The 13,985-nt window shown below is 40.5% G+C and carries 10 protein-coding genes; 7 read left to right on the top strand and 3 right to left on the bottom strand.

What is annotated here, in order from left to right; genetic code table 11:
• Positions 1-4: 4 nt before the first annotated feature.
• The 3 genes from betA (at position 5) to AC27JR_RS00135 (ending at position 3,769) form a co-directional block, all read left to right on the top strand.
• On the top strand, positions 5-1,672 hold the full coding sequence (betA, locus tag AC27JR_RS00145) for a choline dehydrogenase (RefSeq protein ID WP_487172354.1): 1,668 nt from the start codon (positions 5-7) through the stop codon (positions 1,670-1,672).
• Positions 1,673-1,838: 166 nt separating this feature from the next.
• Positions 1,839-3,056 (top strand): BCCT family transporter, encoded by a 1,218-nt coding sequence (locus tag AC27JR_RS00140; protein WP_010388954.1) that lies wholly within the window; start codon positions 1,839-1,841, stop codon positions 3,054-3,056.
• Between the two features lie 8 nt (positions 3,057-3,064).
• Positions 3,065-3,769 carry a TorF family putative porin gene (locus AC27JR_RS00135; protein WP_075170234.1) on the top strand — a complete coding sequence of 235 codons (705 nt, stop codon included), beginning with the start codon at positions 3,065-3,067 and terminating at the stop codon, positions 3,767-3,769.
• Between the two features lie 96 nt (positions 3,770-3,865).
• Here the strand turns inward: AC27JR_RS00135 and AC27JR_RS00130 are convergent, their stop codons facing one another.
• Both AC27JR_RS00130 and fdxA read right to left on the bottom strand, forming a co-directional pair.
• A complete protein-coding gene (locus tag AC27JR_RS00130) occupies positions 3,866-6,112 on the bottom strand; it encodes a carbohydrate binding family 9 domain-containing protein (RefSeq protein ID WP_487172353.1) in 2,247 nt (748 codons plus the stop codon).
• Positions 6,113-6,253: 141 nt separating this feature from the next.
• A complete protein-coding gene (gene fdxA, locus AC27JR_RS00125) occupies positions 6,254-6,577 on the bottom strand; it encodes a ferredoxin FdxA (RefSeq protein ID WP_010388957.1) in 324 nt (107 codons plus the stop codon).
• 188 nt (positions 6,578-6,765) lie between these two features.
• Here fdxA and AC27JR_RS00120 point away from each other — a divergent pair, with 188 nt between their 5' ends.
• Positions 6,766-8,373 carry an NAD(P)/FAD-dependent oxidoreductase gene (locus AC27JR_RS00120; RefSeq protein WP_487172352.1) on the top strand — a complete coding sequence of 536 codons (1,608 nt, stop codon included), beginning with the start codon at positions 6,766-6,768 and terminating at the stop codon, positions 8,371-8,373.
• A gap of 92 nt (positions 8,374-8,465) precedes the next feature.
• A complete protein-coding gene (locus AC27JR_RS00115; RefSeq protein WP_487172351.1) occupies positions 8,466-9,971 on the top strand; it encodes an amidase family protein in 1,506 nt (501 codons plus the stop codon).
• Between the two features lie 30 nt (positions 9,972-10,001).
• On the opposite strand, the gene AC27JR_RS00110 is transcribed toward AC27JR_RS00115, so the two are convergent.
• Positions 10,002-11,303, bottom strand: a complete 1,302-nt coding sequence (locus AC27JR_RS00110) for a DEAD/DEAH box helicase (protein WP_054201651.1) — start codon at positions 11,301-11,303, stop codon at positions 10,002-10,004.
• Between the two features lie 317 nt (positions 11,304-11,620).
• Here AC27JR_RS00110 and AC27JR_RS00105 point away from each other — a divergent pair, with 317 nt between their 5' ends.
• Together AC27JR_RS00105 and AC27JR_RS00100 are read left to right on the top strand one after the other, a co-directional pair.
• The gene (locus tag AC27JR_RS00105) at positions 11,621-12,088 is read left to right on the top strand and encodes a DUF3015 family protein (RefSeq protein WP_010388962.1); all 468 of its coding nucleotides are present in this window, start codon (positions 11,621-11,623) and stop codon (positions 12,086-12,088) included.
• 39 nt (positions 12,089-12,127) lie between these two features.
• Positions 12,128-13,945 carry an Lnb N-terminal periplasmic domain-containing protein gene (locus AC27JR_RS00100; RefSeq protein ID WP_487172350.1) on the top strand — a complete coding sequence of 606 codons (1,818 nt, stop codon included), beginning with the start codon at positions 12,128-12,130 and terminating at the stop codon, positions 13,943-13,945.
• The last annotated feature ends 40 nt before the right edge of the window (positions 13,946-13,985 follow it).

Genomic DNA, 13,985 nt, shown 5'->3' with positions numbered 1-13,985 from the left:
CATTATGAACCACTCTTTTGATTATATTATTGTAGGCGCGGGCTCAGCTGGCTGTGTGCTAGCAAATCGCTTGTCTGAAGATTCAAGTAACAAGGTATTGTTGCTTGAAACCGGCGGCAGCGATAAAAGTATCTTTATAAAAATGCCTACCGCATTGTCTATTCCAATGAATACCGATAAGTTTGCGTGGCAATTTCATACGCAACCAGAGCCACACTTAGATAACCGTGAAATGCATTGCCCTCGCGGTAAAGTCCTTGGCGGCTCATCTTCGATTAATGGCATGGTGTATGTACGTGGCCATGCTAAAGATTTTGACGAATGGCAACAACACGGCGCTAACGGCTGGGATTACCAAGCGTGTTTACCGTATTTTAAAAAGGCAGAAAGCTTTTACCTAGGTGAAAATGCTCATCGTGGTGGTAAAGGCCCGCTAGGTGTTAATAACGGCAATAACATGGAAAACCCGTTATACACTGCATTTATTGAAGCGGGTGCAGAGGCTGGTTACTCAACCACAAATGACTACAATAGTGCTCAACAAGAAGGCTTTGGCCCTATGCACATGACTGTTAAAAACGGTGTGCGTAGCTCTGCTTCTCGCGAGTACTTAGACCCAATTAAGCATCGTAGCAACTTAACAATCGTTACCGGTGCACTTGCTCAGCGCGTTATTTTAGACGGTAAAAAAGCAACCGGTGTTGAATACAAACTCAATGGCGCAGTTAAAACAGCGCAAGCAAGTAAAGAGGTTATTTTAAGCGCAGGCTCTATTGGTTCGCCACACCTACTACAGCTTTCAGGTATTGGTAATACTCAAGCACTTGAAAAAGCAGGCGTTGAAGTAAAGCATCACTTACCAGGTGTAGGTCAAAACTTGCAAGATCATCTCGAGTTTTACTTTCAATATAAGTGTAAACAACCCATTACTTTAAACGGTAAATTAGGCTTGTTTTCAAAAGGCTTGATTGGTGCAAAATGGCTGCTTACCCGTAAAGGTTTAGGCTCAACTAATCATTTTGAATCATGTGCGTTTATTCGCTCAAAGCCCGGTGTTGAATGGCCAGATATTCAGTATCACTTTTTACCGGCAGCGATGCGTTACGATGGACGCAGTGCTTTCGCAGGGCATGGTTTTCAAGTGCATGTAGGTCATAACAAGCCTAAGAGCCGAGGCAGTGTCACTATTGCATCAGCAGACCCAACACAACCACCAAAAATTGTGTTTAATTACCTCGAGCATCAAGACGATATTGAAGGCTTTAGAGCGTGCGTACGTTTAACGCGTGAAATTATTGAACAACCTGCCTTTGACAATTTCCGTGGTGAAGAAATTCAACCAGGGCAACAAGTTCAAACTGATGAGCAAATTGATGCTTTTGTTCGCCAAGCAGTAGAAAGTGCTTACCACCCTTCTTGCTCTTGTAAAATGGGTGAAGACGACATGGCGGTGGTTAACTCAAACACCCAAGTGCATGGCATACAAAGCTTACGTGTGGTTGATTCGTCAATTTTTCCAACCATACCTAACGGTAATTTGAATGCCCCTACAATTATGGTGGCCGAAAAAGCCGCTGATATTATTTTAGGAAATAAGCCCTTAGCTCACACAGGAGTTGATGTTGTGAATGCCACTGATTGGCAAACTACACAACGAAATAAAACCCTTTAATTTAGCCTGCCATAAAGGCCACTCTTTTAAGCAAAATGCTTTAAGGAGTGCCTTTATGCGCCTTGCAGTGGCTCACAAGCATAAATAGGTTATGCCTGTGTTAATGCAAGCACAATAAAAAACGGAGTATATATGTGTTACTTTTATTCATTCTGGGAGGGCGATAATGACTATTTGGCTTAATGCAGGCATTATTTTCACCTTACTTGCGATTGTTGCTATTTTAATTAAATGGGGCAATGTACGCGTAGTAGGCGTCACACCAGTGAGAACATTCACCTTTATAGCAATCCTGTTTACCTCGGGCCTAGACGTTGGCCTCATTATGTTTCCTTTAACCGAATTTGCCGGTTATGCAGACATAAAAGCAAGCCCAGAATATGCATTTGCCAATCCTCTCTCTATTGAGTTTGGTTATTGGGGATTCTTAATTTGGGGATTTTATTTTCTTACGTGCTTTTATTTCTGTGTAATAGAACCCAAAGTAAAATTTTTTGAAATTCCATGGGTTAAATTTTTAAACAACGTGGTCATCATTGGTACTTGTGCGTTTACCGCTTACTTACTATTGAGCAACCTACCGTGGTATTTACCTGAACTCGGAGACGGCTCAAATGTTATTCCTGAGTTTTACTTAATCGTGCTTGCCGCTATTTGTTTTGCGGTGTATTCAAGCACCGATATTAAATATGTTCGCTTTTTAAGCATTGCTACTACTTGGTTGTTTATCGCGTTAATTGGTTTTATGTGGGCTGATGCCTTCTTATTTGGCGATAGCGAACTCTCTGCATTTACTAAAAACATTGGATTAATTGGTAATTACTTTGCCAACATCAATGAGTTTGTATTACCACTGAATGATTACCATGAGTTTTACCTATTTTGGTGGTTTGCGTGGAGCATCATGATTGGCCAGTTTACATCACGTTTTGTGGGTGGTTTAAAAACATACCAAGTACTCGGCGCTATGTTAATTTTCCCGTCAATACCAATCGCTATCTGGTTCAGTGTGTTATATCACTACCACGAAGCGGGCATTCCAACTGCAGGCATTAAAAACTTTGCCATGGTGTTTGTAGGTATTGTGTTTGTTATTAACTCGCTTGATTCACTGATCCGCTTATACACAGATAATTTAAACTTAACTGTAAAACGCTTTGGTAAATTTAAGTATATTGCCATGAATGTCGTCGCTTTATCATTATTAACACTGTTATTTAAACTTGAGTTTTTGCAAATTCAATGGGTTGGTGCTTTAGTTATAGGGTTATTCTTTATTTGTATTGGTTTTATTGCCTACAGCAAACTTAAAACAGTCAGCAATATCGAAGGATCGCCTAAAGCGAATAAAATTGATTACACAAAAATAGAAACTATCAGCTAGGAAATCACATGAACAATAAATTAAAACAACTTTTTATCGCTTTACCATTAACTGTTTTATCAACAACAGCAGCAGCTAACTGGTCAACAACAATTACTGCTGCATCTGATTACACCTTTAATGGTGTTACTCAAACAGATAACGATCCAGCGCTACAAGCAAGTCTTGACTATGCGTACGATAACGGTGTTTATGCCGGTGTATGGGCATCAAACGTAGATTTTGGTGATGATACCGACTTCGAACTAGATGCATATGTAGGCCGATACATTCAGTTAAACCAACAAGTAAGCCTTGATTACGGTATTGCTTATTACACTTACCAAGGTAATAACAGCGATGGTAACTACGCAGAAGCGTATACTAAATTTGGTTACGCCAGTGACTACGGTCAAACAGAGCTTAACTTTTGGTACAGCTGGGATTACTTTGGCTACGATACTGGCCATGTGATTTCGATGATTGCGCACACTTTCGAGCTTGCACCAAATCATGCGATTCGTGCCAGCTTTGATATTTCAAACTCACTCGATGGCAACAAATTTCAGTGGGATGAAGCTAAGGGCGATAAATCGTATCATCATTACCGCTTAGCGTACCAAACAAGCTATGAAGGATTTGGTATTGAAGTAGCAGCTGAGAATACCAGCTTGGATTACGATTACGCCGATGAGCGAATTGTACTGGCTATTTCACGTACTTTTGACTTGTAATAACTAGGTTTACCATTTAGTAAAACAAAAAACACGCTACCCAGTAGCGTGTTTTTTATTGCCTAGCAAAACCTTGCTTTTATATTGTTTATAACGTTATAGCTGCCATGCATAACTAACTTTAGTAAAGAAAGTACGTTGGTCACGCTCAATGCTTTTTAACGAGTCATCCTGATAACCTTTATCTGAATACCCTAAGTAAAATAACGTTTGTGCGTTAATTTTGTATGAGTACACCAGCTGACTGCCATAATCTTTGTTGATTTCGCTAACCTGATAAAAGTAAGCATCTTCATTTCTGTCTATATCTTCAAACTGTAAAATCAGCTTAAGCATAGCGCGCATACTAAACTTATAATAAAGCCTAAAATCAACAAGGTTTGCGGTAAAAACTCGTCGCCCTTGGTAATCATCTAAATGACTATAGTTGTGTCTAACATCCACCTGCCAATGATTATTAATATCCCAAACAGCCTGCGATTGTGTAGTTAAAACATCACCTAGCTGCTCATTAGTGTAATCTATACGGCTTGCGTATTCAGCGTATAACGATAATCTTAGATCTTTAGTCGGCCTAAACCCAGTATAAATATAACCAATATTTTGGTTATAAAAATTGCCGTTATAGTTTTCATAACGATTCAATAAACCAACTTCAAAAATAGACTGCTTTTGACCTTGAAAGGTCATGTAACCTTCATATTCTTCTTCAAGCAAGTCGCCATTTTGAGCCCACGTTTTATCCCAATCGGCGGTGTATGACCAAGTTGTTAGCATATCATGTTCATCACCATACCAAGTTTGACCGCCACCAAAGCCTACTTTTTCGTAGTCTACTTTTTCTTGATAACCTAAATCGGTGCGGTAATCCTCACCAATATTGTCATAGGTAGCGTAAAGCTTATAATCGCGCTTATCGCGAGTAAGCTTTAATGCATACGCCATATCAGACTGAGTGTCTGCCAAATTGTAGTTATCTACTAAAAATTTAGAGTTGTTGGTGTCAGCATGGGCTATTTGATAGTTAAGTGTATCTGACTGATTAAACCAATAGCTGCCATCAACCGATAACACTGTATTGTGGTAGTCGCTACTTTCGCGATGTGTTGAAGTAACACCAACAGTCCCTTGCTGGCCAATATCATATTGATAACGTGCCACTGCCGCCTTGGTTTTATCATTTAGGCTGGCAAAACCAGACCCTTGGTTACTAGGCAGTAAAACATTACTGTTGTCGTCATCAGCAAACATTAGCGCATAACTGTGGCTATCGGTTTTACCGGTGAGCTTGGCGCCAATATTAGGCTCAGCTATGGTGCGGGTATACAGCAGCTCAAATAAATTACTTTTAAAGTAAGACGCGCCATCCAAGAAAAACGGGCGTTTTTCAGCGTAATAAATAGAATATGTGGTGTTTACATCCAGTTCTAACGAATCGGTTTCTACCTGAGAAAAGTCAGGGTTTATGGTGGCATTAATTACTGCATCTTTAGTAATACCCCAACGAAGATCAAGCCCTACTTCAGTGTCAACATCGCCGTTATCCCACGCACCAGGCACCTGTGCTTTTTGATCGTTTCTTAATGCGGTTAATGTTGGCGTTAGTTGCAGGTTTTTACTCGGTGCTAAATTATTAAATCCGGTTATTTTGTCAAACTGACACAAACTACATTTAATATCACGGTCAAATCCGGTACTTGATAATTGATACAACACATCACGCTGATAGTTTCGCATCATCGAAAAGCCCCAAGTAGAGTCGGCTTGGTTTTGTGCAAAGCGCAGAGCTTTAAACGGGATACGCATTTCAACCACGTAACCTTGCTCGTTTATGGTACCGGCACTATCCCAAATAGCATCCCACGATAAATCAGATACCCACTCATCGGTATCTGTCATGCGAATGTCGCCTTGAGCACCCAGTGGGTTTACATAAAACTCATAGCCGGTACGCTCATCGTTAAAGGTATCAATCACCAAACCGACGTTGTCATCTTGCCAAAGCGTGTCTCTATCACGAAGCGCAGCGCGAATTTTACTCGGCTCGGGGTCATAAGCGACAAAAGCTACATACAAATTATGACCATCATCATAAATATACGCATCGGTTTTTACCGGTGGTGTGCCTTTTTCATTCGGCTCATCTTGATAATTTACCGCAACACGGGTTGCTTGTTGCCAATGCGGCTCGTTAAGCACGCCATCCACATCAATGTTTTTATTAATGTGTGCAAGTTGATAATTAAGCTTATCGGCAAGTGCATTAGGGCTAAGAGTTAAAACAAGGCTGAAGCTGAACAACAACAGCCATTTTATTATTTTTGTAGGTATAAAGTACTGCATAAACATCCATTTAAGTTGATTTACTTGTTAAAAGTAAACTTTGTTCAGGAGTGTAAATTATACAGGTACATTTGTTAATACTTACAGACTAATATTTGCAATAAAATTAACAAAAAACTAATAATAAGCGTTGGGAGGTGGTTATGTGTCGAGAAGTTTTAATTTATTAGCCACACCATTCCAGCTATCGGCATCTTCGGGAGCGGGTTTAACTTGCGTTATGCGTGGCCATATTTCTGCTAATTCGGCATTAAGTTGGGTGAATTCTTTTTGCGATTCAGGTAGTTCATCTTCTTGATAAATGGCATCAGCTGCACACTCAGGCACACATAAACCACAGTCAATACAGTCTATTGGGCTAATAGCCAAAAAATTAGGGCCTTCAAAAAATGCATCTGCAGGGCACACCGATACGCAATCAGTGTACTTACATTTTATACAGTTTTCGGTGACTACAAACGCCATAGTGGTTTAATACCTAATATTTAACTTTACCAGCTGCGGATCATACCCAACCCTTACCAAAACACAATAAATATGTGCCAAAAGCGAACAATTTAACGTAATATATGGCGCTTATAAATTAGCGCTTTGTGCACTCCCCTTATTGTGAGCGGTATTTACTTTCCGCTATGACACCAAAAGAGATATTAATGATACGTTTAACCGAAATAAAGCTGCCGCTTGACCATGACGAAAATGCTATTGGCCAAGCCATCATCAATAAATTAAATATAAGTCCAGAGCAGCTACACAGCTACAATGTGTTTAAACGCGGTTACGATGCACGTAAAAAAAGCGCCATTTTACTGATTTACACGCTTGATGTTGAGGTAGATAACGAAGCACAACTGTTAGCCTCGTTTGAAAAAGATCAACACGTTAAAGTCTCCCCTGACACCAACTACAAATTTGTAGCACACGCTAATAGCAGCATTAAAGAGCGCCCTGTGGTAATTGGCTTTGGCCCTTGTGGCTTATTTGCCGGTTTAGTGCTGGCACAAATGGGCTTTAAACCAATAATTTTAGAACGCGGCAAAGAAGTGCGTGAACGCACCAAAGACACCTTTGGCTTTTGGCGCAAAAAGGCCCTCAATACCGAATCAAACGTTCAGTTTGGTGAAGGTGGTGCAGGCACGTTCTCAGACGGTAAGCTCTACAGCCAAGTAAAAGATCCTAAACATTATGGCCGTAAAGTGATCACTGAATTTGTAGAGGCTGGTGCTCCTGAAGAAATTTTATACGTTAGTAAGCCGCACATTGGCACCTTTAAACTGGTGACCATGATTGAAAAAATGCGCGCCCGTATTATTGAACTCGGTGGCGAAATTCGTTTTAGCACACGCGTTGATGATATCCATTTAGACAACGGCCAAGTTACAGGGCTTACACTTTCTAATGGTGAACAGCTTAACACTCGCCATGTGGTATTAGCAGTTGGTCACAGTGCCCGTGATACGTTTAAAATGATCCACGATAAAGGCATTTATGTTGAAGCAAAACCCTTTTCAGTGGGCTTTAGAATAGAACATAAACAATCAATGATTGATGAGTGCCGCTTTGGCGATAACGCGGGTAACCCTATTTTAGGCTCTGCCGATTACAAATTGGTACACCATTGTAATAATGGCCGAACCGTATACAGTTTTTGTATGTGCCCTGGCGGCACTGTAGTTGCCGCAACCTCTGAAGAAGGCCGAGTCGTCACCAATGGCATGAGCCAATATTCTCGTAGTGAGCGAAATGCGAACAGTGCTATTGTTGTGGGTATTTCGCCAGAAAAAGATTTTCCAGGCCATCCTCTAGCTGGTATCGATTTACAGCGTAAGCTAGAAGAGCAAGCCTATGAGCTGGGTGGTAAAAATTATGATGCCCCAGCACAGCTGATTGGTGACTTTTTAAAAGGTAAATCGTCTGCTAATTTAGGGGATGTACAGCCTTCGTATACGCCAGGTATAAAACTGACTGATTTAAGCAAAGTACTGCCAGCTTTTGCCATTGAAGCGCTACGTGAAGCAATTCCTGCCTTTAACAAACAAATTCGTGGCTTTTCAACTAACGATGGTTTGCTCACGGGAGTAGAAACACGTACGTCTTCACCTATCAGCATCAAGCGCGATAAAACTTTCCAAAGCATTAATACCAAAGGGCTTTACCCTGCAGGTGAAGGCGCAGGTTATGCAGGCGGTATTTTATCAGCGGGTATTGATGGCATTAAAGCCGCTGAGGCGGTTGCGTTATCGATGTTAGAAAACGCTTAACTCTATTTAATCACCCTTTATCGAAAAACCTCACAACGTGAGGTTTTTTTGTGCTAAAAATAACCTATGTTTGCACAAAATAGATAATAACAATGAGTATAAAACGACTACTTTTAACCTTATGTGTGTGTACGATACCGAATTTACACGCAGCGGATAATAATACAGAGCTTAAAACCATTAGTGACATTCACAATGCCTATAAAAATAATACCACCACGGCTGAGCAGCTTACCCGCACTTATATCGACAGAATAAACGAGCTCAATCCTAAATATAATGCGGTAATTAGCATTGAGCCCACTGCAATTGAACAAGCCAAACAACTCGATGCGCTGTTTAAAGCCGGAAATTGGGCAGGCCCTTTACATGGTATTGCGGTATTACTAAAAGATAACATTGAAACAACAGGTACATTACCCACCACAGCGGGTTCATTAGCACTTAAAAATAACGTTACTAATAACGATGCCTTTGTGGTTAAACAATTACGCCAAGCAGGGGCGATTATTTTAGGCAAAGCGAACTTAAGTGAATGGGCTAATTTTCGCTCATCGTATTCATCATCTGGCTGGAGTGCCATTGGCGGACAAACCCATAACGCCCATGATGTAACTCGTAATCCGTGTGGTTCAAGCTCGGGCTCTGCTGTGGCGGTTGCTTTAAATTTTGCGCCTATTGCGCTGGGCACAGAAACCGATGGTTCAATTACCTGCCCTGCTTCGGTAAATGGGGTGTACGCCATTAAACCCAGTATGGGGCAAGTTTCGCGCGCAGGCGTGATCCCTCTTTCTAGTAGCCAAGATTCGGTAGGCCCAATGGCGCATTCTTTGAAAGATGCACTCGCGGTATTATCAGTCATTCAAGGTGAAGACTCAGACGATGTATCGACACTCAACATAAATAGAACGCTTGATAGCATAGCGGTTAAATCGTCACTGAGGATAGGCGCGCTTCCAGCCAGTAAGTTTACTGTGGCAACACAAAAGCTTTACGCTAAGCAGTTACAAACATTAAAAGACGCAGGTCATACCGTTGTCAATGTTGAAGTAAAAGATGACTTAAGCACGCTTTACGTTGATGAATACGCCATCCTACTTTACGACTTTAAAGCCGAAATTAACCACTACTTAAGCAAAACACCAGCGCAGGTAACCGTAAAAAGTTTAGATGAGTTAATCGCATTTAATAGCGCAAATAAACAGCAGGAAATGCCCTACTTTGAGCAAGATATTTTACAACAAGCCAATGCGGTTGATTTGAGTGAAAAACAACAATATCAAAACACCAAAGCGCGATATCACGCACTTGCAAAGCGCGCTATCAGCAATTTATACCGCAATAATAAGCTCGATATTGTAATTGCCCCCACCGTTTCACCGGCGTGGAAAACCGATTTAATTAACGGCGATAACTTTAAAGGCAGTAGTAGTTCATTACCTGCCATTGCAGGGACGACCCATATTACTTTACCGGTTGGTAAAGTAAGCCACTTACCGGTTGGCTTGTCTGTTATAGCTAATCAGAACAATGAAGCGGCTGCGTATGCGTACGCTGCAATTATCGATAATGTATTAGGCACAAAAAAACCTGAGTAAACTCAGGCTTTTTTTAATGGCTTAGCTGTCTTACTTTTTAAGTGACAGCTTTTCGCCTTTTAAGCTTTTACGTACATTAGAAATACGCGAACGGTTTTTCGCTCTCGCTTCACCGGTAGCTTGGCCTGATGGCTTATTAGCACGGGTACGGCGTAAATGCGCTGGCTTTTTACCAATTTTATCAATCAGTACTTCACGATTACTTACTTCGTAACCTTCTAAGTAAACACGTTTAATTTTTTGACCAATTAAGGTTTCAATTTCAAACAACATGTTTTCTTCTTCGCGGCTAACAAACGAAATTGCTTGTCCTTGGTTACCAGCACGGCCTGTACGGCCAATACGGTGTACGTAATCTTCAGCAAGCCAAGGTAAATCAATATTAATAACGCGCGGTAAACCGTCAATATCGATACCACGGGCTGCCACTTCTGTTGCAACTAGCACGCGTACTTTGCCTTCTTTAAATTCACGCAACGCACGACGACGGTTACCTTGCGATTTATCGCCATGACATACTGCCGCTGGGATACCGTCAAGGTTAAGTTCAGTCACTAACTCATCTGCGGTTTCTTTCATGTTTACAAACACTAGCACTTGCTGCCAGTTTTTCTTACCAATCAGCTCAGAAAGCAACTCTTGCTTACGGCGCTCTTCTACTGGGTAAACCACGTGTTGTACTGTACTTGCAGTGCTGTTAGTTTGATCAACACGAACAATTTCAGGCTGCTTTAACACTTTAGAGGCAAACTGTTTAATTGCTGCTGGGAAAGTAGCTGAAAACAATAAAATTTGACGCTCATCTGCACAGCTTTTTATTACGCTTTGCATGTCATTAATAAAGCCCATATCAAGCATACGGTCAGCTTCATCAAGGACTAAATGTTTTACTTGAGCAAGGCTTAAGTTACCTAAACGAATATGATCAAGTAAACGTCCAGGTGTTGCTACGACAACATCCACACCTTCTTTAAGTGCAATTTCTTGTCCTGCGGTATTAACACCACCAAATAAGCTCACTACTTTTAACTGAGTGTACTTAGCAAAGTCTTTAAAGTTATTCGCAATTTGCTCTGCAAGCTCACGCGTAGGCGCAAGGACTAAGGCGCTTGGCGCATTCGTAGTACTGCAATCTGACTCAAATAACTTTTGAATAATAGGGAGTGCAAAGGCAGCGGTTTTACCTGTACCGGTTTGTGCACTTGCTAAAACGTCTTTACCTTTACGAACAGCCGGAATAGCTGCGCGCTGAATGGGCGTAAGGGTGTGGTAATTAAGTTCGTCTAACGCCTGAATTAGTTCAGGGGCAAAACTAAAAGATTTAAAATTCATTGCTGTATAACCTGCGGCCACATTATCAAGGGTCGCAAATTATACAGCAAATTCACTTAAACAGTTAGTTTTAAACACCATAAAACGCTAATTTATAAAATGCAGAGTTATTAGCTATTGTTAGCCGCTGTTAGTGTTAGTTAAATGATTTTAACTCGCAATATTTATTCCCGCTAATTCACTTATTTATTGCACTTTTATAAACTTTACACCGTTGTTTTACATTGTGTTACACAACCATTTGCATTTAAATAACTAAAGCAGGTACACTTTCACGCCCGTTTTGTGGGGCGCATATAAATTAAAGGAAATTAATAATGATAAAAAGATGTTTAACTGCTGCGGTATTAGTAAGCGCGTTCGTTTCAATGCCGTCACAAGCAAAAAGTGGCATCAACCCATGGCAGCAATGTGGTATTGGCGCAATGGTTTTCCCAGACAATGGCGTTGCTGCAGCAATTTCTAATATTATTTGGGATTTAGGAACAACGGCGGTATCGTCTAACATTTCTTCAGTAGAGAGCTGTGAAGGCGCTAACGTAAAAACAGCGCAGTTTATTCAACAAACTTTTCCTGTATTAGAACAAGAAATAGCACAGGGTGAAGGCGAGTATATCTCTGCAATGCTTAACGTACGTGGTTGTGATGTAACTGCTCATCAGCAAATTATCACTTCGGTACGCAGCGATTACGCAAACGCACCAATAGACAATGCTCAAGCATTTTATGAATTAGTTGAAGGTAAAATTACCACTAACTTTTCATCTCAATGCGCTGCAATCTAATAATTAAAGGGCTTAACAGCCCTTTTTTTTGGTTAAACAATGAAACCTCTATTTTATTTAATTAGCTTTTTTTTATTCACCTCTTTCTCAAGTTCTGCCTCGCAATCTGTCGCTGTTTTAGCTAAGCATCCAATATGGTTGAAATTAGGGCATTACAAAAATCAACCAACTACTATTAGTTATATTACTAACGCATCCTTTTTTATTGCAGATAACGGACGTAATGATCCCGTTGCCGAGTTAAAAGCAACAATCCACGCTTTTGATAGCCAACCCTTAATGCAATGTCGCTACCCTGCCCGTTATCAATGGCTCAAAGAGCAAGGTTTAACCTTTTCAATGCCTAAAGCAGAGTGCCCAAAATTACAGCAATGGCGAGAGCAACAAGCCATTCACTCTGTTAGTTTAGTATTTGCCTCTGGTTATATGAGTAATCCAGCGTCGTTATATGGTCATTTATTACTTAAACTTAATCGCTCAACCGAATCAAAAAACAAATTATTAGATTACAGTATTAACTATGGCGCACATGTTCCTGACAATGAAAACGGCTTAGTTTATATTCTTAAGGGTTTGTTTGGTGGTTATAAAGCTGGTTTTTCAGATCAACTATTTTACCGCCACCAGCATAATTACGGCGAAATAGAATTAAGAGATTTATGGGAATATACCCTAAATCTAAACGAGCGCGATGTGGCTTTTATTGCTAATCATTTATGGGAAATTTTAGGCACTGAATTTGATTATTACTTTGCCGATGAAAATTGTGCGTTTCATCTAGCACAAATTGTTGAGTTGATCATTGGCGATCAACTAACTAGCGAAAGCTCTCCTTGGGTAATACCTGCCACTATTTTTTCAAGGTTAAACTCGGCCACTTACCAAGGGCAATCAGCGGTTAAAAAAGTCACATTTACACCCTCACGTGACACTGTATTTTCAAAATATGTGCAATCTTTAAGTGAAAAAGAGCTCAGCTTTGCAAAAAAAATCTTTGCCGAATCAGCAGTACTTAAAAACGAATCGTTTTTAGCTTTGCCAGTGCAGTCACAAAAAGCCATTATTGGCGCTCTATTTGAACTTGTACAAGTGAAACAAATTCAAAAACAAACTCCTGTAAAAATAAGTGAGTTAAAGAATGCGCTAATCAAAGCGCGCTTAAAGCTACCAATGGGCGAAAACAAAGTTAAATTTCAATTTACCCAGCAGCCACCACATAAAGGCCAAAAGCCCTCTAACAGCTCAGTTTCTGCGCTGCACACGGCTGATCAAACACAGTACACTATGGGTTTTAGGCTGAGCTATTTTGATACCCTTGCCTCTGATATTGCCCGCATTCCATTTTCTAATTTAGAAATGTTAGATACCGAGCTGATGTTGACAGATGGCGAAACTTACATAAATAAAATTCATTTATTAGATTTGGAGTCATTCAATCCAAACCAATTGTCTTGGGCTAATGAATCTAAGTGGTCATGGAAAATCAATGTGGGATTCGACAGACAACCAGCACTGTGCAGAACCTGTAAACGTAGTTTTGTTATGGGGGGAGCCGGACAAGCTTGGCAATTTAGCAACAACACCTTAGCCTATAGCTTAATTAATGGTTACTTGGGTGATTTAGCTAAAAATAGCCACTTTTATGATTCGTCGGTAGAGGTGGGGATCATTACTGGCACTCGCTCAGGTATAAAATTAAGAGCATCCTATGAAAAGTCATTCTTAAATGCTAAAAACCCAGCACAAACTAAACTAGAACTGGCAGTGCCTATTAACCAAGATATTGATATTAGATTAGCGGTAACACACGCCAATTCAGCTATGTGGCAGCTTAAACTCAACTACTATTGGCAGTGATATAAAAAAGCAGCCTCTGTGTTTACAGTAGGCTGCTTTG

The sequence above is a fragment of the Pseudoalteromonas sp. NH0006-26 genome, from assembly GCF_057552415.1.
Note: the sequence above shows the minus strand (reverse complement) of the source record. Positions and strands in the feature narration are given on the sequence as shown.

Bases quoted from the DNA above. Each gene is read 5' to 3' on its own strand.
- betA (WP_487172354.1), top strand. From the start codon at position 5: ATGAACCACTCTTTTGATTATATTATTGTAGGCGCGGGCTCAGCTGGC.
- AC27JR_RS00140 (WP_010388954.1), top strand. From the start codon at position 1,839: ATGACTATTTGGCTTAATGCAGGCATTATTTTCACCTTACTTGCGATT.
- AC27JR_RS00135 (WP_075170234.1), top strand. From the start codon at position 3,065: ATGAACAATAAATTAAAACAACTTTTTATCGCTTTACCATTAACTGTT.
- AC27JR_RS00130 (WP_487172353.1), bottom strand. From the start codon at position 6,112: ATGCAGTACTTTATACCTACAAAAATAATAAAATGGCTGTTGTTGTTC.
- fdxA (WP_010388957.1), bottom strand. From the start codon at position 6,577: ATGGCGTTTGTAGTCACCGAAAACTGTATAAAATGTAAGTACACTGAT.
- AC27JR_RS00120 (WP_487172352.1), top strand. From the start codon at position 6,766: ATGATACGTTTAACCGAAATAAAGCTGCCGCTTGACCATGACGAAAAT.
- AC27JR_RS00115 (WP_487172351.1), top strand. From the start codon at position 8,466: ATGAGTATAAAACGACTACTTTTAACCTTATGTGTGTGTACGATACCG.
- AC27JR_RS00110 (WP_054201651.1), bottom strand. From the start codon at position 11,303: ATGAATTTTAAATCTTTTAGTTTTGCCCCTGAACTAATTCAGGCGTTA.
- AC27JR_RS00105 (WP_010388962.1), top strand. From the start codon at position 11,621: ATGATAAAAAGATGTTTAACTGCTGCGGTATTAGTAAGCGCGTTCGTT.
- AC27JR_RS00100 (WP_487172350.1), top strand. From the start codon at position 12,128: ATGAAACCTCTATTTTATTTAATTAGCTTTTTTTTATTCACCTCTTTC.